The organism is Sphingomonas pituitosa NBRC 102491, assembly GCF_001598435.1.
Lineage (GTDB): Bacteria > Pseudomonadota > Alphaproteobacteria > Sphingomonadales > Sphingomonadaceae > Sphingomonas > Sphingomonas pituitosa.
Genome location: NZ_BCYY01000002.1, coordinates 373442 through 394818, shown reverse-complemented (window position 1 = coordinate 394818; position 21377 = coordinate 373442). Strand labels below are relative to the sequence as shown.

Genomic DNA, 21377 nt, shown 5'->3' with positions numbered 1-21377 from the left:
AGGGCCCGGCTCGGGCGCAAGAGGGGCATCGCAACGCATCGCCAAGCGCCCGCTTTGCAACGAATGACGGGAGATATTGCGCGATGGCGAGCTTCAAGCGCTACGGCCAACTGTTCCTGACGACCGCCGCCACTGCGGCTCTCTCCGCCTGCAACGGCGCGGACAATGTGGCATCGCCGGGCGCGGGCAGCGTCGTGATCGTCGCGCCGACGCCGACGCCGACCCCCGTGCCGACCCCGGCACCCACGGCCGACATCACCGCCGCGCAGTTCGCGGCGCAGACGACCGTCAACGGCATCGCGATCACCGCGGACGAACAGCTCGCGCTGGTGAAGGCCGGCACCAACAACAACGTGAACGGCACAAGCACCGGCCTCAGCGGCCTGTTCCCGGCGAGCGCGACGTCGCTGACGACGGCGCTCGATCCCTCGTCGCTGGGCAGCTTCTTCACCAGCACCAACTATGTCGGTGCGCTGAACGGCCCGACCGACACGTCCTTCCAGCAGTGGACCTGCAACTCCACCACCGCGAACTTCGGCGGCACCGGCGCGGCCTGCACCGCTGTGCCGGCGGTCGGCACCGGCGGTTCGACCGCGACCTGCCCGACGGGCACGATCGATGACGGCCTGGTCCAGACCTTCCGCGCCTGCCGCCTGCCTGCCGCGATCACCACCGATCTTTCGCTGCCGAAGATCGCGGGCGTCTTCTATCGCCTGCGCGGCCAGACCGAGGTCGGCACCGATCAGGGCGCGACCGGCGGTGCCGGGGTGACGCTGACGATCGCCGCCGGCGTGGTCATCGCCGCGGACTCGAGCGAATCGACCAACGACCTGCTGCTCGTCAATCGCGGTTCGAAGATCCAGGCGGTCGGCACCCGCGACGCGCCGATCGTCTTCACCTCGCAGCAGAATCTGGCGAACAACGGCGTCAGCGATGCGACCCAGGGCCAGTGGGGCGGCATCATCCTGCTCGGCCGCGCACGCACGGCGGTTTGCGCCACCGGCACGGGCGGCAGCAACCCGACGCCGTGCCAGCAGGCGATCGAAGGCGTCACCGGCCGCTTCTATGGCGGGACCGACGATGCCGATAACAGCGGCCAGATGTCCTATGTCCAGATCCGCTATTCGGGCATCGCCATCTCGGACGGCAACGAGCTGCAGGGCCTGACGCTGGGCGGCGTCGGCTCGGGCACGGTGCTCGATCACATCCAGAGCCACAACTCGGCCGATGACGGCATCGAGATCTTCGGCGGCGCCGCGAACATCAAGTATATCGCGGTGACCGGCGCGGACGATGACGGCTTCGACGTCGACAATGGCTGGCGCGGTTTCATGCAGTTCATGATCGCGGCGCAGAAGGTGTCGGGCGCGACCGCCGACTCCTTCTCGACCGAGATCGACTCGAACAACGCCGAGGATCTGCTGCCGCGCACCTGGGGCCGCTACGCCAACTTCACCTTCCTCCAGACGGCGATCGCACCGGCCGCGATCCGCCTGCGCGGCGGTGCCGACATGACCTTCGTCAACGGCGTGGTGAAGACGCCGTCGGGCGTTGCCTGCGTCAACCTGATCGCGGGCGAGACGAGCGCGACCGACCGTTCGACCATCCGGGCGAAGAACGACGCGCTGCAGGACCAGGGCCCGCCGGTGTTCAACTCGGTGTTCTTCGCCTGCAACGGCCGCTGAGGCCGCCGACGCACGCGAACCCGTGCCGGGGTGGTGCGCGCCACCGCCCCGGCATCGCACGTACTTCTAGACTGGATGACACGGCCATGCAGCGACGCCACGCCTATGCCACGCTTCTTCTTCTGACGTCCCAGCTGGTGCCGGCCGCGGCGCTCGCCCAGAGCAACGCCGCGCCGACGCCGACCACGCCCGGACCCGCTGCGCAGGAGACGGCGCCGGCGCAGGACGCGCAGCCGCCGGTGGAGGTCTCGGCGCCCGGCTTCGACGGCCAGGTGCCGGCGGAGATCGTCGTCACCGGCCGCCATATCCCGAACGTGGTGCGCGCGACGCCGCAGGTCGTCTCCGTCCTGTCGAGCGACGACATCGCCCGCACCGGCGAGGGCGACATTGCCGGCGCGCTCAGCCGCGTGACCGGCCTCAGCGTCGTCGGCGGCGGCTTCGTCTATGTCCGCGGCCTCGGCGACCGCTACTCCTCGTCGTTGCTCAACGGCTCGCCGCTGCCGAGCCCGGAGCCGCTCCGCCGCTCCGTGCCGCTCGACATCTTCCCGACCACGATCGTCGGCTCGGCGCTCGTCCAGAAGACCTATTCGGTGAACTATCCGGGCGAGTTCGGCGGCGGCGTGATCAATCTGACCACCAAGGCGATCCCGAAGAAGGACTTCCTCACTTTCGGCGGCTCGCTGGCGGCCGACGACATGACGACGAGCGAACTCGGCTACACCTATTATGGCGGCAAGCACGACTGGCTGGGCTTCGACGACGGCACGCGCACGGTGCCCGATTTCATCCGCGCCGCGCCGGGCGGCTCGGGGATCATCCCGGCCGAGCAGGTGCTGCAGCTGTCCAACGCATCGACCACGCTGCTCCAGCGCAATGCGCAGCTGCCGGCAAACTGGTCGGCGGAGATCAGCGGCGGCGGCGCGCTCGATTTCGGTTCGGACCAGCTCGGGCTGGTCGCCTCGGTCGGGTACAGCAACACCTGGCGCACGCGCCTGATCACGCAGCAGGACAGCGTCAACGCGCAGGGGGACCTGCGCAACGACTATCGCACGCTGCTCACCGACAACCGCGTCGTCGGCAATGCGCTGCTCGGCCTGGGCTATGCCTTTGGCGAGAACACGATCCGGCTCACCAACGTCTATATCCGCGACGTGCTGAAGCAGGGGCGCGGTTCGGCGGCCGAGGTGTACAACAATGCCAGCGGCCTGCGCTTCCAGCAGAACACCAACTGGTTCCAGCGCGAGCTGTTCGAGACCCAGGCGGTGGGCGAGTTCCGCCCGCTGGACGGCGTGAAGCTGGACCTGCGCGGCGCCTATGCCAATTCGAAGCGCAACGCGCCCTATGAGCGCCAGTTCGACTATCTCTGCTCCAACCGCACCACCACCGGCCAGCCGATCAGCTATGACGGCGGCAACGGCGCGACCGGATTCCAGTGCGACGGCGCCTATCAGGTGACGCAGCGCTTCTCGCCCTTCGCATCGATCATCTTCTCGGACCTCAACGAGAACCTGTGGACCGGGCAGGGCGACCTGACCTACACGCTGCCCGACGCGATCCCGCTGACGCTTTCGACCGGCTATTATTATTCGGACACGAAGCGCTTCTCGCGGCGGCTCCAGTTCAACTATCAGACCAGCGTCGGCGGCGGCACCGCGCCGGGTTATCCCTACAACCTGCTGCGCCCGGACTATCTGCTGAGCCCGGACGTGGTGAACAATGCCTGTCCGCAGGTCGGCACCGGCGCGTGCACCATTCAGCTGCAGTTCAACACGCCGCTGGGTGCCTATGCCTATGATGCCGGGCTGCGCATCCATGCGGGGTATCTGCAGGCCGAAACCAGCGCGATCGACAGCCTGCGGGTGGTCGGCGGCGTCCGGTATGAAAAGGCCAGGCAGTCGGTCACGCCGATCGGTACCACCGGTACCCGCCTGAACAACGATTACTGGCTGCCGGCGCTCACGCTCACCTGGAATTTCGCGCCGGACATGCAGCTGCGCGGCAGCTACGCCAAGACGATCTCGCGCCCGCAGTTCCGCGAGCTGGCGCCGCAGCAGTTCCGCGATCCGGATTCGGACCGCCTGTTCTTCGGCAACCCGCTGCTGCGCGATTCGAAGCTCGACAATCTCGAGGCGCGCTACGAATGGTTCTTCGCGCGCGATCAGCGCTTCACGCTGGCCGGCTTCTACAAGCGCATCCTGAACCCGATCGAGCAGGTCGGCTTCTACACCGGCGCCGACGACCGGCTGCAGACCGGCTTCACCAACCTGCCCAAGGCGACGCTGTACGGCGGCGAGGTGGAGGTGCAGAAGCACATCCCGCTGCAGGGGCTGAAGGGCGATTTCTTCGCCAATCGCCGGATCACCGCGATCGCCAACTACACCTATACCCATTCGAAGATCACCGCCGACGGCAGCTGCGCGCCGAACGTGCTCAACCAGACGATCGGCGCCTGCCCCGCGGGCTTCGGCCCGGCCGCGCTGCAGTTCCGCGACGGCGCGCCGCTGACCGGCCAGTCGGATCACCTGCTGAACCTGCAGCTCAGCCTGGAGGATACCACCCGGCTGTCGCAGCTGACCTTCCTGTTCAACTATGCGAGCGACCGCGTGACCAATCGCGGCCCCTCGAACCTTTCGGGCACCGGCTTCCAGCCGGACGTGATCGAGCGGCCGGGCATCCGCTTCGACATCGTGGCGCGGCAGGGTTTCGAGATCGGCGGTGCGGCGTTCGAGCTGAAGCTGGAGGGACGAAACCTCACCCGCACCCGCTTCAACGAACGCCAGACCTTCGACAGCGGCAAGATCGTCTATGCCAACCGCTATATCCAGGGGCGCACCCTGAGCATCGGGCTGAGCACGACCTTCTGATCCCGCGGGTGCTGCCCGGTTCTGGCCCGGAGGCGATGTCCTCCGGGCTTCACCAGCCCCAGGGGCGCTCGCGGAACCACTGGGTGATGACGTATTTCGTGCCGGCACGCACCTTCATTGCGTGGTGGATCGTCGCCGGGTTCACGCTGCCGTCGGGCCGCAGATTGTTCCAGGCGAGCAGCTTGCCCGCCTCGGGCTGGATGAGCTTGTCGATCGCCTTGAAGCGCGTCGCTCCGCCCGCTTCCACCGCGTTCAGGTACAGCATCACCGTCCAGGTGCGCTGGCCCGCAACACTGCAATATTTGTCGAAGTCGGCGCTGCCCGGATCGAAATAGTCGGTATGTGCCTTGAATTCCTGGCCGACGGCATAGCGCTGGCCCTGCATGGGTTCGGCATGGGCGGGATCGAGGCCGATAAAGGCAAGGATCCTGGCCTTGAGGTCGATCGCCAGCGGGTCGTCCGCTGCCAGGTCGCAGGTCTCGCTGGTGCGGAAGGCATAATCGTCGCCGGCATTGGCGAGCGTGGAGGGCCGCCGCTGCTCGTCGATCCGCGCCATCAGCGCCTGGCACTGCGCCGCATCGAGGAAGCTGCGGACCATGAACAGCGTTACCTTCGGACTTGGCACTTTCTGCACGCCGGGGAAGGAAAGGATGCGCTGTACCACGGGTTCGGATGGATGGCCGCTGCCCAGCGAGGGAAGAATAGACGCATGCATGGCGGCGCTTCTGCCAAAACAGGGCGAACTGCGCCAGCATGACGCACGACCGTCACAAATCTGCAGGTCGAACGTCACAAAGCCTGCGTAGCGCGATAGCGTCCAGCAGGGGGGACCGGTAATGCCCATCACCGTCGAACAGCATGCCCGGACGGCGGGTGACGCCATGCGTGCGGGAAAATGCGGGTCGCTGGATCTCGATGCCCTGCTCGCAGAAGCGGCGCAGCTCGAGGTATCGCACCTGCATATCGAGCCAAGCGCGCACGGCGCCTCGCTCTTCTTCCGCGCTTCCGGGCTTATCCATCCCTTTCGTGAACTATCGCCTGGCGAAGGCGATGCGTTGCTCGCGCAAGTCGCGGCCGCTGCCGGGCTGTCGACTTCCGCGCCCACGGTACAACACGGCACGCTGCGCTGGGCCGGTGAGCTGCTCGACGTGTTCCTGCTGCCGGTGGTGCGGGGGCATCGCGTCGTTCTTCGCCGCTCGCCGCGCCAGCCGGGACATCGCGAGCTCGAAGCGCTCGGGATGAGCGCGGTGCTGGCGAACGATGCGCGCGCGGTGTTGGAGCGCTCGGGGCTGGTACTGGTAGCCGCTCCCGCAGGCCATGGCCGCAGCACCACGCTGCGGACTTTGCTGACGCTCGCGGTGTCCCGCACCCGGCCGGGACTGGCGCTGGCGACCGGAGTCACGCCCGACATGCTCGGCGTGACCTGGGCCGATGCGGGGGCGGTGCCCGCCGGCGAAGCGCTGCGGGCGGGGATCGACCAGGATTTCGACGTGCTGATGATCGATTCGCTGGAGGATCGTGCTGGCGCTGCCGCCGCCGTGCAGGCGGCCCAGGCGGGGCGGCTGGTACTGGCCGGCGTGGAGGCCGGAGATGCCGTGGCGGCAATCCAGCAGATGCGGCAGTGGCGTGTGGAGGCATTCCACCTCGCCTCCGCGCTGGGCCTGGTGCTGGCGCAGCGCCTCGTCCGGCGGCTGTGTGCCGACTGCCGGGAGCCGGTACAGGCCACGGGATCGGTTTCGGCGCTGCTCGGCTTCGATCCTGGAGCGATCGTCTATGCGTCGGCCGGGTGCGCGGCGTGCGAAGGCACCGGCTTCGTCGGCCAGATCGGCGTGTTCGAATCGATCCGTGGCGACGCGACGATTCGGCGGCTGGTGAACGACGGGGGCGATGCGGCGATTCTCGCGCGACATGCTTTTGTCCGCACACCCAATCTCGGGTCCGCCGCGCGGGCGCTGGCGAGGGCAGGGATGACGACGCCGGAGGAGGCTGTGAGAATTTCGCGCGGATGACGCGCAAGGTTCTTGCGCTCCGCTTCGGAGCCCGCTAAGCGCGCACTCCTTCACGGCGACCATAGCTCAATCGGTTAGAGCGCTGGTTTGTGGTACCAGAGGTTGCGGGTTCAATTCCCGTTGGTCGCCCCACTTTCTCCCCATATCTCTCACAGCGCGGATCCATCCATGATCACCGACTGGGGCTTTCCCGATTTCGACGACCACGAGGGCGTTCACCTCTTCTCGGATCGGGCGTCTGGCCTTAGCGCGATCATCGCCGTCCACTCGACGGCACTGGGTGCCGCTGCGGGCGGGGTGCGCTTCTGGCATTATGCCGATCACCGCGCCGCGATCACCGATGCGCTGCGCCTCTCGCGCGGGATGAGCTACAAGAACGCGATGGCCGATCTGCCGATGGGCGGCGGCAAGGGCGTGATCCTCGCCGACAAGCCGGGTGCCGAAGTCACCCAGGCGCAGCTCGAGGCATTCGGCCGCGCGGTCGAATCGCTCCACGGTCGCTATGTGACCGCCGAGGATGTCGGCATGTCCGAAGCGCGGATGAAGGTCGTCGCGACGCAGACCAAGCACGTCTCCGGCCTGCCGGTGGCGGCGGGCAGCGCGGGCGGCGATCCGGGCCCGGTAACGGCGCGCGGCGTCTATCTCGGCGTCAAGGCGGCGGCGAAGCGGGGGCTGGGCGTCGAGTCGATGGCCGGCGTGCGCGTGGCGATCCAGGGCGTCGGCTCGGTCGGCGGCGGGCTCGCCCGGCTGCTGGCCGCGGACGGCGCGAAGCTGACGCTGGCCGATGTGCATGGCGATCGCGCGAAGGCGCTGGCGGCGGAACTGGGCGCGGAGGCGATCGACGCCGATGCGATCCTGACGCACGAGGCGGACATCCTCAGCCCTTGCGCACTGGGTGCGATCCTCACCGAGCAGTCGATCGCGGCGCTGAAGGTACGTGTCGTCGCCGGCGGTGCGAACAACCAGCTCGCCACGCGCGAGGACGGCCACCGCCTGCACGCGCGCGGCATCGTCTATGCGCCGGATTACGTGATCAACGCCGGCGGCATCATCAACGTCGCGCTCGAATATCTGGGGCAGGGCGACCGCTCCGAGGTCGATGCGCGGGTCGAGAAGATCCCGGTTCGTCTCGACCAGGTGTGGGACGAAAGCGCCGCGACCGGCGATCCGTCGAGCGAAGTCGCCGACCGCATCGCCCAGCGCCTGATCGGGCGGTAATTTTTCAGATCCTCCCCGGAACGGGGAGGGGGACCATTTGCGCCAGCAAATGGTGGAGGGGCCGCGCCGCGAGGCGCGGTCTTTCGCGTTTGAGGGGCAACCGCCGCGTGCCGCGGCGGCCCCTCCACCACGCGGCTGGCGCCGCGCGGTCCCCCTCCCCATGCCGGGGAGGAGTTTGTACCCTTACAGCCACCCCGCCGTCTGCGCTGCGAGCCACAGGCCGATCGCGACGAACAGCAGCGCGGCGATGCGGTGCACCGTCGTCAGCGGCACGCGGTCGATCACCGCCTTGCCGAGGAACACCGCCGGCACATTGGCGAGCATCATCCCCAGCGTCGTTCCCGCCGTCACCGGCAGCACCGCGTGAAAGCGCGCGCCGAGCGCGACGGTGGCGACCTGGGTCTTGTCGCCCATCTCGACCAGGAAGAAGGCGATCGCGGTGGTGAGGAACGCGCCGAACCGCGCGGGTTTCGCGCTTTCCTCTTCATCTAGCTTGTCCGGGATCAGCGTCCACAGGCCCATCGCCACGAACGACGCCGCGATCGCATAGCGGAACCACATGCTGTCGAGCAGCCCGGCGACTTCGGCACCCACCAGCGCCGCGAGGAAATGGTTGGCGATCGTCGCGACGAAGATGCCGCAGATGATCGGCACCGGCCGCTTGAAGCGCGTCGCGAGCAGGATCGCGAGCAGCTGGGTCTTGTCGCCGATTTCGGCGAGCGCGACCACGGCGGTCGAGGTGAGCAGGGCTTCCAAGGAAATCTCCGGGGCCGGGCGGATGCGAATCCAACGACATCGCATCTCCCCGCCCGGCACGAGCGGAGATGCGACGCCATTGGTCTCGCCCGAACCTTGCGGCTCCGCCTGCGCCATGGCCTCTCGACCAAGTATGTTGACGCAAGCGCCCGGTGCGCGCGGCACCGGCTGGCTACTCCCCAGATGACCGGGCTCGGGTAGCCGAACCTGCGCGGCACCGCAACCCTATGCGCAAGGAAGGGCGGGGCACTGCAATCGCTGCTTGGAATCGGGGGAGAAACCCGGCTAATCCTCCCTGCGTGCCGATGCTTCACGCCCTCGCCAACCCGGCGCGCTTCCTCAAGATCGCCCGGCCGCTGACGCCGGCCCTGTTCTGGGTCGGCCTGGCGCTGACGCTGTTCGGCGCCTGGGCTGGGCTGACCCAGACGCCGGCCGACTATCTGCAGAAGGACAGCGTCCGCATCCTCTACATCCATGTGCCCACCGCCTGGCTGGGCATGGGTGGGTGGAGCAGCCTCGCGCTGGCGTGCCTCGGCTATCTGATCTGGCGGCACCCGCTGGCGATCGTCGCCGCGCGGGCCATCGCGCCGGCAGGGGCAGTGTTCGCCGCGCTCTGCCTGATCACCGGATCGATCTGGGGTCGCCCGACCTGGGGCACCTGGTGGGAATGGGACGGGCGGCTGACCAGCATGCTGCTGCTCTTCTTCGTCTACATCGCCTGGATCGCGCTCGCCCGCGCCGATGCCGAGCGCAGCGGCGACGGGCGCATTCCGGCGCTGTTCGGGGTTGCAGGAACGGTGCTGTTGCCAATCATTCGCTATTCGGTGGTGTGGTGGAACACGCTGCACCAGGGGGAGAGCATCGGGCTTACCCGCAGCAGCATCGATGCCTCCATGCTCTGGCCGCTCTGGTTCACCCTGTCCGGCTTCAGCCTGTTGTTCGGCGCGATCGTGCTGATGCGGATGCGCGCGCTGCTCGCCCGACAGAAGGTCGAAGCGCGGCTGCGGCGGAGGGCGGCGCAATGAATCATTGGTGGTTCGTGACCGCGGCGTATGCCGTGGCGGCGCTCGGCACCGGCGGGCTCGCCGCTGCCAGCTGGTGGGCGATGCTGCGTGCGGAAGCGACGGCGGAAGCGCTGGGACGCCGGGCGTGAAGGCAAAGCATCAACGGCTGACGCTGGCGTTGCTGGCGGTGGCGGCCATCATCGGCGCGGCGCTGCTCGCGCTCTCTGCGCTCAAGGACCAGGCGGCGTTCTTCTATGCCCCCGGCGACGTGGCGGGGAAGCCGCTGCCGCTGGGCAAGGCGGTGCGGCTGGGCGGCATGGTCGAGAAGGGATCGATCACCCGCGCGAGCGACGGCGTCTCGATCGGCTTCAAGGTCACCGACGGCAAGGCGGTGGTGCCGGTGCGTTTTCGCGGCGTGACCCCGGACCTGTTCCGCGAAGGGTCGGGCGTGGTCGCCGAGGGGCAGTTCCAGCCCGACGGCAGCTTCGCCGCCGACAATCTGCTCGCCAAGCATGACGAGCGCTATATGCCGCCGCAGATGGCGGGGAAGATGCACAAGAGCGAGTCGCTGGAGCCATGATCGCCGAAGCCGGACTCGCGGCGCTGTGGCTTGCCACCACCTTCGCCATCGCGCAGCTGATGCTGGGCGCCGCCGCCGCGCGTGCGCCCGATCCGTCGGCGATGCTGCCGGGGGTGCGCAGGATCGCGCTTGTCCAGGCATTGTTCGCGCTGGCGGCGTTCCTGATCCTGATCTGGCTGTTCGTCACGTCGGACATGTCGGTGCTGCTGGTGGCGGAGAACAGCCATTCGCTAAAGCCGATGCTCTACAAGGTCGCCGGCGCCTGGGGGAACCACGAAGGCTCGATGCTGCTCTGGGTTACCGTCCTCGCGGTCGCCGGCGCGGGCGTCGCGCTGTTCGAGCGGCGACTGGTGGCGGAGACGCTCTCGGCGACGCTGGCCGCGCAGGCGGCGATCGCGATCGGCTTCTATGCCTTCCTTGCCTTCGCCTCGAACCCCTTCGCCCGGCTGAACCCGGCACCCGCGGACGGGCAGGGGCTCAACCCGCTGCTCCAGGATCCCGGCCTCGCCTTCCATCCGCCGACGCTCTATCTCGGCTATGTCGGGCTCTCGGTCGCGTTCAGCTTCGCGGTGGCCGCGCTGCTGATGCGCGACGTCGGCCCGGCCTTCGCCAAGGCGATGCGGCCCTGGGTGCTCGCCGCCTGGATCTTCCTGACGATCGGCATCACGGCGGGCAGCTACTGGGCCTATTACGAACTCGGCTGGGGCGGCTGGTGGTTCTGGGATCCGGTGGAGAATGCCTCGCTGATGCCGTGGCTGGCGGCGACGGCTTTGCTCCATTCGGTCAACGTGCTGGCGACGCGCGACGGGCTGCGTGCCTGGACGCTGATGCTGGCGGTGGTCGCCTTCTCGATGTCGATGGTCGGCACCTTCCTGGTCCGTTCGGGCATCCTGGTGAGCGTCCATGCCTTTGCGGTGGACCCGACGCGCGGCACCTTCCTGCTGGTGCTGCTCGGCCTCTACATCGGCGGGGCGCTGGTGCTGTTCGGCGCGCGGGTGGGCACGGTGACGCAAGGTTCGACCTTCCAGCTGGTCAGCCGCGAGGCGGCGCTGGTGCTCAACAACCTGCTGCTCAGCGTTATCCTCGGAATCGTGCTGATCGGCACGCTCTATCCGCTGGTGGCGCAGGCGATGGGCGTGCAGCTCTCGATCGGCGCGCCGTTCTTCGAGAAGACCGCGGTGCCGATCGCGCTGTTCCTGGTGGCGGGAACCGCGGCGGGGCCGCTGCTGCGCTGGCGCAAGGATTCGGCGCAGGCGCTGCTCTCCCGCCTTACCATCCCCGTCGCGGTGGCCGGCGTGACGTTCGCGCTGTTCTTCGCGCTGTCCGGCTTCGCCTCGCCGATCGCGGTGCTGGTGCTGGCGTTCGCCTTCGGGCTGGCAGCCGCCAGTGTCGCGCCCTTGTGGAAGCGCAAGCTCCGCCGCACGCCGCTGCCGATCTACGGCATGGTCGTTGCGCATCTCGGCGTCGCGGTGAGCCTTGCCGGCATGGCAGCCGACACGCTGTTCAAGCAGGAGCGGCTCGCGGCGGTGGCCATCGGCGACAACCTCACCGTAGGGCCCTTCAAGGTGACCTTGACCGAGGTTCGGCCGACCGTCGGTCCGAACTGGTCGGCGATGGAGGCGCGGCTGCAGGTGCAGCGTGGGTCGGGCGCGCCGTTCGAGCTGGTGCCCCAGCAGCGTTTCTTCGCCAACCCGCCGACCAACACCAGCGAGGCCGCGATCGCCACGCTGTGGGACGGCCAGGTCTATACCGTGCTCGGCGCAGCGGACGGCGCCGGGCGCTGGCAACTTCGCCTTTGGTGGAAGCCGTTCGTGACCTTGATCTGGGCAGGCGGCGGCCTGATCGCGCTGGGCGGCATCCTTTCCCTGTCGGGCCGGGTGCTTCGCGCCCGCCGGGATGCGCGCGCGCTGGAGGAATGGGCATGAAGAAGCTGCTGATCTGGCTGCCGCTCGGACTGTTCCTGCTGGTCTTCGCGCTGGTGGTGAACGGACTGATCGAGCCCAGCGACCGCATCGTCCGCTCGGCGATGATCGGCAAGCCGCTGCCGGCGATGCAGTTGCCCGCGATCGTCGACGGCAAGCCCGGCATCGACACCGCGATCTGGCCCAAAGGCAAGCCGCGGCTGCTCAACGTCTTTGCCAGCTGGTGCATCCCCTGCGTGGCCGAGGCGCCGCAGCTGCTGAAGCTGAAACGGGCGGGCGCGCAGATCGACGCGATCGCCGTGCGGGATACGGCGCCCGCGGTGCAGGCCTTCCTTGCCCGCAATGGCGACCCCTATGCGCGGATCGGGGACGACTCTGCGATGCGGGCCCAGCTCTCGCTCGGCTCTTCGGGCGTGCCGGAAACCTTCGTGATCGACGGGCGCGGCGTGATCGTCGACCAGCATGTCGGCGATATTCGTGCCGAGGACGTGCCGAAGCTGCTGGCAGCGCTGGAGAAAGCCAGGTGAGGCGGGCGCTGCTGCCGATCGCGTTGTTGCTGACCGGCGTGGCGCAGGCGGACTCAAGCCTGCCCGCGTCGCCGCTCGCCTATACCCAGCTGCCCGATCCCGACCAGGAGGCGCAGGCCAAGGCGCTGATGGAGACATTGCGCTGCCTCGTCTGCCAGGGCCAGAGCATCGCCGACAGCGACGCCGACATGGCCGGGGAAATGCGCGCGCTCGTCCGCCAGCGGATCGCCGCCGGGGAACCCCCGGCCCGGGTCCGCAAATGGCTGATGGAACGCTATGGCGACTATGTCACCTATGACCCGCCGCTCAGCTGGATCACCGCGCCGCTGTGGATCGCACCGCTCGCGCTGCTCGGCATCGGCCTATTGATCGCGCGGCGCCTGTTCCGACGGAGGACGGCATGACCGGCTGGCTGGTATTTTGCGGACTTTCGCTGGTGGCGACTGCGCTATTGCTACTCATTCGCTTTCCGAGGCGGCTCTGGACGCTGCCGGCGATGGCGGTGATGCTGGCGGGTGCGGGCTATGCGTGGCAGGGGCAGCCCGGCCTGCCCGATCGTCCGGCGCAAGGCGTCACTGCCGTCCGCCCGCTGGATCCGGACCTGATCGCGGTGCGCGAAGGCCTCTTCGGCCGGTTCAACTTCGACTACAGCTATTTCATGGCGGCCGACGCGATGACGCGGGCGGGGGCACCGCAGCTCGCCGCGACGGTGATGCTGGGCGCGGTGCGCAAGGCGCCGGGGGATCCGGGGCTGTGGGCCGGACTGGGGCTCGCGCTCGCCGAGCATGACGGCGACCAGCTTTCACCCGCGGCGCGCTACGCCTTCGCCAAGGCGGTGGAACTGAACCCGGGCCATCCCGGGCCGCTCTTCTACCGGGGCATCGCGCTTGCACGCTCGGGCGACGTGGAAGCGGCGCGTAGCGAATGGGGCAAGGCGCTGCAGCTGGTGCCCAAGGATGCGAGCTACCGCGACGGCATGGTCAGCGTGATGCTGAAGCTGGACCCCGGCCTTGCCGCCGCGGCACGTTCCGCAACCACGGCTCCGCCAAATCCGCGGGTCCGCCGCTAACGGCTCGTGATCCCTTCGATATTGGTACGGGCATCGCTCGAGCGCGGTGCCACTCTTCCAGCGGGACGATTCCGTAACAGGGCCAATGCGATGCTGTTGATGCAAACGCACGAACTGCTCTGCCGCGGCACCCGTGATTCCGGGCAATCTCGTCGACCATCTGCCCGAGCAGGCGGCCCAAGCGGCCTGGGCCCGCCATCTCGCCCGAGCACGCGCCCGGGCGAGACAGGACCGGTATCAGCCCGCCCAAGCCTCGAACGGCAGGTCGAGCGCATCGGCCACCGCCTGGTGACGGATCTTGCCCCCCGAGACGTTGAGGCCGTTGGCGAGGTGCCGGTCGGCCTTCATCGCGGCTTCCGCACCCTGGTTGGCGAGCTTGAGCACGAACGGCAGCGTCGCGTTGTTGAGCGCAAAGGCCGAAGTGCGGGCAACCGCGCCCGGCATGTTCGCGACGCAATAATGGATCACGCCGTCGATCTCGAACACGGGATCGTCATGCGTGGTCGCACGGCTGGTCTCGAAGCAGCCGCCCTGGTCGATGGCGATGTCGACCAGCACCGATCCGCGCATCATCGTCTTGAGCATGTCGCGGGTGACGAGCTTCGGCGCCGCCGCGCCCGGCACCAGCACGGCGCCGATGACGACCTGCGACGTCCGCACCGCCTCGGCGATCGCGGACTTGCTGGCATAGGCGGTCTTGATCTGGCTGCCGAAATGCATGTCCAGTTCGGCAAGACGCTCGTTGTTGATGTCGTAGATCGTCACGTCGGCGCGCTGGCCGGTCGCCATCTGCGCGGCATTGATGCCCGAGACGCCGCCGCCGAGGATCGCGACCTTGCACGGCGCCACGCCCGGCACGCCGCCGAGCAGCTCGCCGCGGCCGCCCTGTTCCTTCTCGAGATAGTGCGAGGCGACCTGCACCGACATGCGGCCGGCGACTTCGCTCATCGGCTTGAGCAGGGGGAGGGCGCCCGAGTTCGAGGTCACCGTCTCATAGGCGATGCAGGTGGCGCCGGACTTGATGAGACCCTCGGCCTGCGGCTTGTCGGCGGCGAGGTGGAGATAGGTGAACAGCAGGTGGCGCGGCTCGAGCAGCGCGATTTCCTGCGCCTGCGGCTCCTTCACCTTCACGATCATGTCCGAATTGGCGAAAACCGTCTTCGCATCGGGCGCGATCTGGGCGCCAACCGCGGTATAGGCCGAATCGTCGAAATCGATGCCCATGCCCGCCTGGGTCTCGACGAGCACCTGGTGGCCGGCATGGACCAGCTCCGCAACCGAAGCGGGGGTAAGGCCGACGCGATATTCGTGGTTCTTGATTTCCTTGGGCACGCCGATGCGCATGGGAACTCTCCTAGGTTTGATGGTCGTTCATACCGCGAAGCGCCGCCGCAAATCCCTGCAAAGCGGAGCATCTTCCGCGCGTGGCTGTGCATGCATCTTGCGAATTTTGCCGATCGGCGCAAAATTCATGCGAGATGGACCGAATCGACACAGCTATTCTCAAACTGCTCGCGGCGGAAGCGCGCGCCCCCGTCAGTCAGGTCGCGGCAGCGGTCGGGTTGTCGCAATCGGCGTGCACGCGGCGGATCCAGGCGCTGGAAGCCGGTGGGCTGATTCGTGGCTATGGCGCGCGACTCGACCATCGCCGGATCGGCTTCCGGGTCACGGCGCTGGTCGACATCACGCTCGGCACACAGGTCGAGGAGGACCTCGCCCAGTTCGAGGATGCGGTCGGGCGGATCGACGGCGTGGTGGAGTGCGCGCTGGTATCGGGCGGCCAGGATTACCGGTTGAAGATCCTGTGCCGTGATCTCGACGATTACGAGCGTCTCCACCGCGAGCATCTCGGCAGGCTACCCGGCGTGGTGACGATCAACAGCAGCTTCGTCTTGCGCGAGGTGCCGACTCGCGGCGAAGGCGACGCCTTGTTCGGGGGGGCGCGATGACTATCTTCGTGGCTGTTGGAACGGGCTGCAGGCTGATGCGTCTACCGCCCCTGGACACGCTTGTTGATAGGGCATGTTGCGCATGCTAACGGCCCGCATCCTGATAATGATGAGAACACAGGTCTCTATGGCCAGGTCGGTTCGCTCCCTTCAGCGTCAGTCGCAGTGGTGAACACCGCCGCGACCGGAGACGCTGCCGCGCTCCTCCCCGATTCGGAACCGCATGACGGTCATGGCCACGGCCAGGACCCGACGTGGAAACTCGCGCTCGGTGCCATCGGCATCGTGTTCGGCGATATCGGCACCAGTCCGCTCTATGCGTTTCGCGAGACCTTCGCGAACGAGCATCACGAACTGCCGCTCGACACGCCGCACGTGCTGGGCGCGATCAGCCTGATGTTCTGGTCGATGATGGTGGTGGTGACGCTGAAATACGTCACGATCATCATGCGGGCGGACAACAAGGGCGAAGGCGGCAGCCTGGCGCTCCTCGCGCTGATCTCGGGCCGGGGCGGGCAGCGCCGCTGGACCCAGGGCATCGTGCTGCTGGGCGTGTTCGCCACCGCGCTCTTCTACGGCGATTCGATGATCACCCCGGCAGTTTCGGTATTGTCGGCGGTCGAGGGCCTTGCCGTCGCCGCGCCGGGCTTCCACCGCCTGGTGGTGCCGATTGCCGTCGTCATCCTGGTCATGCTGTTCTCGATCCAGCGGACCGGCACCGCGCGCGTGGGCGCGTTCTTCGGGCCGGTGATGATCTTCTACTTCCTCGTCATCGCGACGCTGGGCGTGGTCAGCATGGTGCAGACGCCGCACATCCTGCAGGCGCTCTCGCCGCACCACGCGGTGCACTTCTTCACGCTCGATCCGCTGCGGGCCTTCCTGGCGCTCGGCTCGATCGTGCTGGCGGTGACCGGCGCGGAGGCCCTCTATGCCGACATGGGCCATTTCGGCCGCAACCCGATCCGCGTCTCGTGGCTGTGGTTCGTCCTGCCCGCGCTGATGATCAACTATATGGGCCAGGGTGCGCTGCTGATCCGCGACGCCGAGGCGCTGCGCAGCCCCTTCTATCTGCTCGCGCCCGAGGCGCTGCGGCTGCCGCTGGTCTTCGTCGCCACCGCCGCCGCGATCATTGCCTCGCAGGCCGTGATTTCCGGCGCCTTCTCGGTCACGCAGCAGGCGATCCAGCTCGGCTTCGTGCCGCGCCTGCGGATCGACCACACCAGCGCAGCCACCGCCGGGCAGATCTATATCCCGATCATCAACTGGGCGCTGATGATCATGGTGATCCTGCTGGTGCTCACCTTCCAGACCTCGTCGAACCTGACGGCGGCGTACGGCATCGCCGTTACCGGCGCGATGCTGATCGACAACTGCCTGCTGGCGGTGGTGCTGTTCAACCTGTGGCACTGGAAGAAGCGCTACGCGATCCCGCTGCTGGCGATCTTCTTCACGGTCGACCTGGCCTATTTCGCGGCGAACCTCACCAAGGTGCCCGATGGCGGCTGGTTCCCGCTGATGGTCGGCTTCATCGTTTTCACGCTGCTGACCACTTGGGCCAAGGGCCGCAAGCTGATGATCGCCCGGCTGCGCGAGAGCGCGATGCCGATCCAGATCTTCATCGAATCGGCCGCCAATGCCGCCACCCGGGTGCGCGGCACCGCGGTGTTCATGACCTCGACGCCGGACGGCGTGCCGCACGCGCTGCTCCACAACCTCAAGCACAACAAGGTGCTGCACGACCGCGTGATCCTGCTGACCGTGAAGATCAGCGACGTGCCCTATGTGCCCGAGGAGAAGCGCATGGTGGTGGAGGATCTCGGCAAGGGCTTCCACCGTATGATCCTCTATTATGGCTTCATGCAGGAGGCAGACGTGCCGGCGGCGCTCAAGGCGGTCGATGCCTGTGGCGCCGAGTTCAAGATGATGGAGACCAGCTTCTTTCTGGCGCGCCAGACGCTGCTGCCATCGTCGCGGCCGGGGATGATGATCTGGCGCGAGAAGCTGTTCGCCTGGATGCTGCGCAACGCGGAAAGCGCGATGGAGTTCTTCCGCCTGCCGACCAACCGCGTCGTCGAGCTGGGCAGCCAGGTGGAGATTTGAGCGGGGTTCCGGCCCCGCTGTCTGCTCCCCTGATCGTCACCGCGCTGTTCGGACGCCAGGATCAGGCGTGGTTCGATTCGCTGCGCCGCGCGCACTTCCCGCCGGAGCGGAACCAGCTCGACGCGCATCTCACCCTGTTTCACCATCTGCCGCCGTCGGTGGCAGAAGAGCTGAAACGCCGCCTGTCGCAGGAGACGCGCGGCGTACGCGCGCCGCGTGCGCGGGTGAGCGGCTTGATGGCGCTGGGGCAGGGGGTGGCCTACCGCATCGAGGCGCCCGAACTCGATGCGATTCGCGCCGGCCTGCTGGAGGCGTTCGCGGGACTGCTGACGCCGCAGGACGCGGGTCGCTGGCGGCCTCATGTGACCGTGCAGAACAAGGTGCGCCCGGTGCTCGCCAAGGCGCTGCTGCGCGCGCTGGAAGCGGATTTCACACCGAAAACCATTGAAATAGCGGGACTTGCGAGCTGGTGGTATCGCGGCGGCCCGTGGGAATTGCATTCTCGCCACATGTTCGCTTGACGGATCGCGCGCACCGACATAGATGGCCCGCTCTCGCTTCGGGGCGGAGTAGCTCAGTTGGTTAGAGCAGCGGAATCATAATCCGCGTGTCGGGGGTTCAAGTCCCTCCTCCGCTACCATCCCCAAGCGTGCCATGGCACTTGCCAGCCGCATCGGCGAACGGTGTCATCGGCTCTTAAGGCCCCAGGCGAGCGACGTAGTGCGGCCCGCTTTCTCACGCACAGCAGCACCCTTGCGTGCGCTTGTCCGCCTGCTCCCGTCCCTGAATATCTGTCCTATCCAGTTTCGCCAGCATGGCACCGAGGTGCGTCGCCGATCTTCGCGGGAATGTTCGCGCGTGGGGCTTGATGCACTTCCCATATGCCCGTGACGGCCTGATCGCGTTGAGACCGATATGCATTAGCAACCTGAGTCGGTCTGGAACGGCAGGCGTTGGCCGATTAGTGTTTCGCTAACGCTCTTCGAACATGGTCGATTAGGCACCTGATCCTAGGCTGGACCGCAGGTGCAGGCTTTCGGGAGGCTGGGCGACGTGTCAGGGGAGGGGCGCTCTTTCGGGGCGCCGCAATCGGAGAAGGGGCAATCGGAGAAGGGGGAGCGCAGGCGATGGCGCCGCTGAAGACGGTTCCCTCATCCGACGTTCGGCTGGGAATGTTCATCCATGGCTTCGAAGGCTCGTGGTGGGAGCATCCCTTCTGGCGCACGCGATTCCTCCTGACCGATCTCCAGGACCTGCAGAGGCTTCGTGCGTTTCGCGGCGGCGTCATCATCGATGTCGCCAAGTCGCAGGCAACCGCATCGGCCACGGCGGATACTGCCTCGACCGATGCTCCGGCGACCGCCTTGCCCCCTCCGGCTGCTGACGCGGCGCCTGCGGCCCCGCTGCGGGCGAGCTTCTCGGTGGAACAGGCCAAGGCCGCCGCTGTCGTCGCGGGCGCTTTCGAGACGGTGCGGAGCACGTTCGACGATGTCCGGCTCGGGCGTGCCGTCGCTCAGGAGAAGGTTGCCTCCCTGGTTGACGACATTGCCGGGCAACTCGATCGCAACGCCTCGGCACTGCTCCGCGTGCTCCAGCTGAAGAGCAAGCATCAATATACCTATCTCCATTCCGTCGCCGTCTGCACGCTGATGGTCAACTTCGCGCGGCACTTGCGGATGGACGACGAGACGGTTCGCGCGCTCGGTCTGGCAGGACTGCTCCACGATGTCGGCAAGATGGCGATTCCCGAAGCCGTGCTGGACAAGCCGGGCCGCCTGTCTGCCGAGGAGTTTGCCCTGGTGCGGGAGCATCCCGAGCGAGGCCTGGCGCTGCTGCGGGAGGATCCCACCATGCCCGCGCTGGCCAAGGAAGTGTGCCTGCATCACCATGAACGCTGGGACGGCACCGGCTATCCGCACGGGCTGAAGGCGGAGGCGATCAGCGTCCCGGCGCGGATGGGCGCGATCTGCGACGTCTATGATGCGCTGACCTCGCATCGTTCGTACAAGCGGGCCTGGCTGCCGGCGCGCGCGCTGGGCGCGATGTGGAGCTGGGCAGGGCATTTCGACCAGCAACTGCTGTTCCAGTTCATGCGGAGCATCAACCTGTATCCGCCCGGGCTCCTCGTGCGCCTCGCTTCCGAACGCCTTGCGCTGGTCCTCCACAATGGCGCCCGCGCGACGCGGACCCGGTTGCTGGTTTTCTACTCCTTCGCCGACGCGGCCGCGCTGGACCCGACGCTGCTGGTACTCACGGGTGCGGGGAGCGACGATGCGGTCGTCGGATTTGTCGAGCCCGCGGCGTCGCCGGTGGCAGTTCCTGATCTGGACTTGTATCCGCCGCAGTCTGTGACAAATTAGGCATAATACCGGAACGGTACGGTTTCTCCGATCGTCTATAACGAACAGCAGGAAGAGGGTCGCTTGAACGGAGTCGCGTAAAATGCGTGCATTACATGATTTGCCGCCGGAGCAGGTCGAAGGCCGGGGTGTCGATCCCGCCGCATCGCGCAGCCTGTTGATCATGGCGATGGGAAGCGTGTTGTTCTGGGCGAGCGTCGCCGTTTGGATCCTGCGCTGATCGCACCCAAGTTCGCCTAGGTGCCGGAACAGCTTTTCCGTTCCGGCACGGCGTTGCAGATATGGCCCGCGACGCCATGTTGCTTCCGGCGATGCCCTGTCTCTAGAAGCGGCATCGAAGATTCGTCGGAAAGCAGAGCATGACCGCCACCCATTCTACCCGCATGTTGATCCTGGGCTCGGGCCCCGCCGGCCTCTCGGCCGCCATCTACGGCGCGCGCGCCGGGCTCGCGCCCATCGTCGTCCAGGGCATCCAGCCCGGTGGACAGCTGACGACCACCACGGACGTCGAGAACTATCCCGGTTTTCGTGAGGTCATCCAGGGCCCGTGGCTGATGCAGGAGATGCAGGCCCAGGCCGAGCATGTCGGCGCGCAGATGATGTGGGACACGATCGTCGAGATCGACGTGACCCAGCGCCCGTTCCGCATGGTGGGCGACAGCGGCACCGTCTACACCGGCGACACGCTGGTGATCGCCACCGGCGCGCAGGCGCGCTGGCTGGGCCTCGATTCCGAAGAGCTGCTGAAGGGCAAGGGCGTCAGCGCCTGCGCGACCTGCGACGGGTTCTTCTTCCGCGGCAAGAAGGTGGCGGTGATCGGCGGCGGCAACACCGCGGTCGAGGAGGCGCTGTACCTCACCAACCACAGCCATGACGTGACGCTGATCCACCGCCGCGACAGCCTTCGCGCCGAGAAGATCCTCCAGCAGCGCCTGTTCGCCAACGAGCGGATCACCATGGCGTGGAACAAGGAAGTCGTCCGCTTCATCGGCGGCGGCCAGCCCGAGGGCCTGGTCGGCATCGAGCTGAAGGACACGGTGACCGGCGCGCTGTCGACGATCGAGGTCGATGGCGGCTTCGTGGCGATCGGGCATCATCCGGCCACCGAACTGTTCCGCGGCCACATCGCGCTGGACGACGACGGCTATATCCAGGTCGAGAAGGGCACGACCAACACCAGCGTGCCGGGCGTGTTCGCCTGCGGCGACGTGATGGACAAGCATTACCGCCAGGCGATCACCGCCGCGGGTACCGGCTGCATGGCCGCGCTCGATGCCGAGCGCTTCCTGGCGGCGGCCGATTTCGAAACGGTGGCCCAGGCGGCCGAATAAGGA

Annotated in this window: 20 protein-coding genes, 2 tRNA genes and 1 riboswitch; of the genes, 19 read left to right on the top strand and 3 right to left on the bottom strand. The window is 67.5% G+C overall.

Going from position 1 to position 21377, the window contains the following annotated elements:
• The first annotated feature begins 83 nt into the window (after nucleotides 1-83).
• Nucleotides 84-1685, top strand: coding sequence for a beta-helix domain-containing protein (locus SPI01S_RS04340; protein WP_066718624.1), 1602 nt, complete (start codon nucleotides 84-86; stop codon nucleotides 1683-1685).
• Between the two features lie 86 nt (nucleotides 1686-1771).
• Nucleotides 1772-4549, top strand: coding sequence for a TonB-dependent receptor domain-containing protein (locus SPI01S_RS04335; protein ID WP_066718621.1), 2778 nt, complete (start codon nucleotides 1772-1774; stop codon nucleotides 4547-4549).
• A gap of 49 nt (nucleotides 4550-4598) precedes the next feature.
• Here the strand turns inward: SPI01S_RS04335 and SPI01S_RS04330 are convergent, their stop codons facing one another.
• A complete protein-coding gene (locus SPI01S_RS04330; RefSeq protein WP_066718620.1) occupies nucleotides 4599-5264 on the bottom strand; it encodes a prolyl hydroxylase family protein in 666 nt (221 codons plus the stop codon).
• A 121-nt stretch (nucleotides 5265-5385) separates the two neighbouring features.
• Here SPI01S_RS04330 and SPI01S_RS04325 point away from each other — a divergent pair, with 121 nt between their 5' ends.
• The 3 genes from SPI01S_RS04325 to SPI01S_RS04315 all read left to right on the top strand — a co-directional run bounded on the left by SPI01S_RS04325 (nucleotide 5386) and on the right by SPI01S_RS04315 (nucleotide 7776).
• A complete protein-coding gene (locus tag SPI01S_RS04325; RefSeq protein ID WP_066718617.1) occupies nucleotides 5386-6558 on the top strand; it encodes an ATPase, T2SS/T4P/T4SS family in 1173 nt (390 codons plus the stop codon).
• Between the two features lie 55 nt (nucleotides 6559-6613).
• A tRNA-His gene (locus SPI01S_RS04320) sits at nucleotides 6614-6690 on the top strand.
• Between the two features lie 36 nt (nucleotides 6691-6726).
• Complete coding sequence (locus SPI01S_RS04315; RefSeq protein ID WP_066718614.1) at nucleotides 6727-7776, top strand: Glu/Leu/Phe/Val family dehydrogenase; 1050 nt, start codon at nucleotides 6727-6729, stop codon at nucleotides 7774-7776.
• A 183-nt stretch (nucleotides 7777-7959) separates the two neighbouring features.
• Here the strand turns inward: SPI01S_RS04315 and SPI01S_RS04310 are convergent, their stop codons facing one another.
• Nucleotides 7960-8532 (bottom strand): TMEM165/GDT1 family protein, encoded by a 573-nt coding sequence (locus tag SPI01S_RS04310; RefSeq protein ID WP_066718613.1) that lies wholly within the window; start codon nucleotides 8530-8532, stop codon nucleotides 7960-7962.
• A gap of 10 nt (nucleotides 8533-8542) precedes the next feature.
• A riboswitch (yybP-ykoY riboswitch) is annotated at nucleotides 8543-8726 on the bottom strand.
• Between the two features lie 111 nt (nucleotides 8727-8837).
• Between SPI01S_RS04310 and ccmC the strand changes: the two genes are divergently transcribed.
• Genes ccmC through SPI01S_RS04280 form a run of 7 tightly spaced genes read left to right on the top strand, consistent with a single transcriptional unit; the run spans nucleotide 8838 to nucleotide 13634 of the window.
• Complete coding sequence (gene ccmC, locus SPI01S_RS04305; protein ID WP_174539071.1) at nucleotides 8838-9557, top strand: heme ABC transporter permease CcmC; 720 nt, start codon at nucleotides 8838-8840, stop codon at nucleotides 9555-9557.
• A complete protein-coding gene (locus tag SPI01S_RS23210) occupies nucleotides 9554-9685 on the top strand; it encodes a hypothetical protein (protein ID WP_281179420.1) in 132 nt (43 codons plus the stop codon). Before ccmC ends, SPI01S_RS23210 begins: the two co-directional genes overlap by 4 nt.
• The gene (gene ccmE / locus SPI01S_RS04300) at nucleotides 9682-10116 is read left to right on the top strand and encodes a cytochrome c maturation protein CcmE (protein WP_066718611.1); all 435 of its coding nucleotides are present in this window, start codon (nucleotides 9682-9684) and stop codon (nucleotides 10114-10116) included. Before SPI01S_RS23210 ends, ccmE begins: the two co-directional genes overlap by 4 nt.
• Nucleotides 10113-12041: a heme lyase CcmF/NrfE family subunit gene (locus SPI01S_RS04295; protein ID WP_066718610.1), complete on the top strand. Its 1929-nt coding sequence runs from the start codon at nucleotides 10113-10115 to the stop codon at nucleotides 12039-12041. The genes ccmE and SPI01S_RS04295 overlap by 4 nt, the downstream gene beginning before the upstream one ends.
• Nucleotides 12038-12565, top strand: a complete 528-nt coding sequence (locus tag SPI01S_RS04290; RefSeq protein ID WP_066718979.1) for a redoxin family protein — start codon at nucleotides 12038-12040, stop codon at nucleotides 12563-12565. Before SPI01S_RS04295 ends, SPI01S_RS04290 begins: the two co-directional genes overlap by 4 nt.
• Nucleotides 12562-12969: a cytochrome c-type biogenesis protein gene (locus SPI01S_RS04285; protein ID WP_066718608.1), complete on the top strand. Its 408-nt coding sequence runs from the start codon at nucleotides 12562-12564 to the stop codon at nucleotides 12967-12969. The genes SPI01S_RS04290 and SPI01S_RS04285 overlap by 4 nt, the downstream gene beginning before the upstream one ends.
• Nucleotides 12966-13634 carry a tetratricopeptide repeat protein gene (locus SPI01S_RS04280; protein WP_066718605.1) on the top strand — a complete coding sequence of 223 codons (669 nt, stop codon included), beginning with the start codon at nucleotides 12966-12968 and terminating at the stop codon, nucleotides 13632-13634. The genes SPI01S_RS04285 and SPI01S_RS04280 overlap by 4 nt, the downstream gene beginning before the upstream one ends.
• Nucleotides 13635-13871: 237 nt before the next feature.
• Here SPI01S_RS04280 and ald read toward each other — a convergent pair whose 3' ends face one another.
• Nucleotides 13872-14978 (bottom strand): alanine dehydrogenase, encoded by a 1107-nt coding sequence (ald, locus tag SPI01S_RS04275; protein ID WP_066718599.1) that lies wholly within the window; start codon nucleotides 14976-14978, stop codon nucleotides 13872-13874.
• 134 nt (nucleotides 14979-15112) lie between these two features.
• On the opposite strand from ald, the gene SPI01S_RS04270 reads away from it, so the two are divergent.
• The 7 genes from SPI01S_RS04270 to trxB all read left to right on the top strand — a co-directional run bounded on the left by SPI01S_RS04270 (nucleotide 15113) and on the right by trxB (nucleotide 21374).
• On the top strand, nucleotides 15113-15583 hold the full coding sequence (locus tag SPI01S_RS04270) for an Lrp/AsnC family transcriptional regulator (protein ID WP_066718597.1): 471 nt from the start codon (nucleotides 15113-15115) through the stop codon (nucleotides 15581-15583).
• Between the two features lie 168 nt (nucleotides 15584-15751).
• Nucleotides 15752-17683: a potassium transporter Kup gene (locus SPI01S_RS04265; RefSeq protein WP_066718977.1), complete on the top strand. Its 1932-nt coding sequence runs from the start codon at nucleotides 15752-15754 to the stop codon at nucleotides 17681-17683.
• A gap of 17 nt (nucleotides 17684-17700) precedes the next feature.
• Nucleotides 17701-18204, top strand: coding sequence for a 2'-5' RNA ligase family protein (locus SPI01S_RS04260; RefSeq protein WP_066718975.1), 504 nt, complete (start codon nucleotides 17701-17703; stop codon nucleotides 18202-18204).
• Nucleotides 18205-18246: 42 nt separating this feature from the next.
• Nucleotides 18247-18323, top strand: a tRNA-Met gene (locus tag SPI01S_RS04255).
• 487 nt (nucleotides 18324-18810) lie between these two features.
• A complete protein-coding gene (locus SPI01S_RS04250; protein WP_084253246.1) occupies nucleotides 18811-20043 on the top strand; it encodes an HD-GYP domain-containing protein in 1233 nt (410 codons plus the stop codon).
• 82 nt (nucleotides 20044-20125) lie between these two features.
• Complete coding sequence (locus SPI01S_RS22110; protein WP_157084550.1) at nucleotides 20126-20263, top strand: hypothetical protein; 138 nt, start codon at nucleotides 20126-20128, stop codon at nucleotides 20261-20263.
• Between the two features lie 139 nt (nucleotides 20264-20402).
• On the top strand, nucleotides 20403-21374 hold the full coding sequence (trxB, locus tag SPI01S_RS04245) for a thioredoxin-disulfide reductase (protein WP_066718592.1): 972 nt from the start codon (nucleotides 20403-20405) through the stop codon (nucleotides 21372-21374).
• Nucleotides 21375-21377 lie beyond the last annotated feature (3 nt).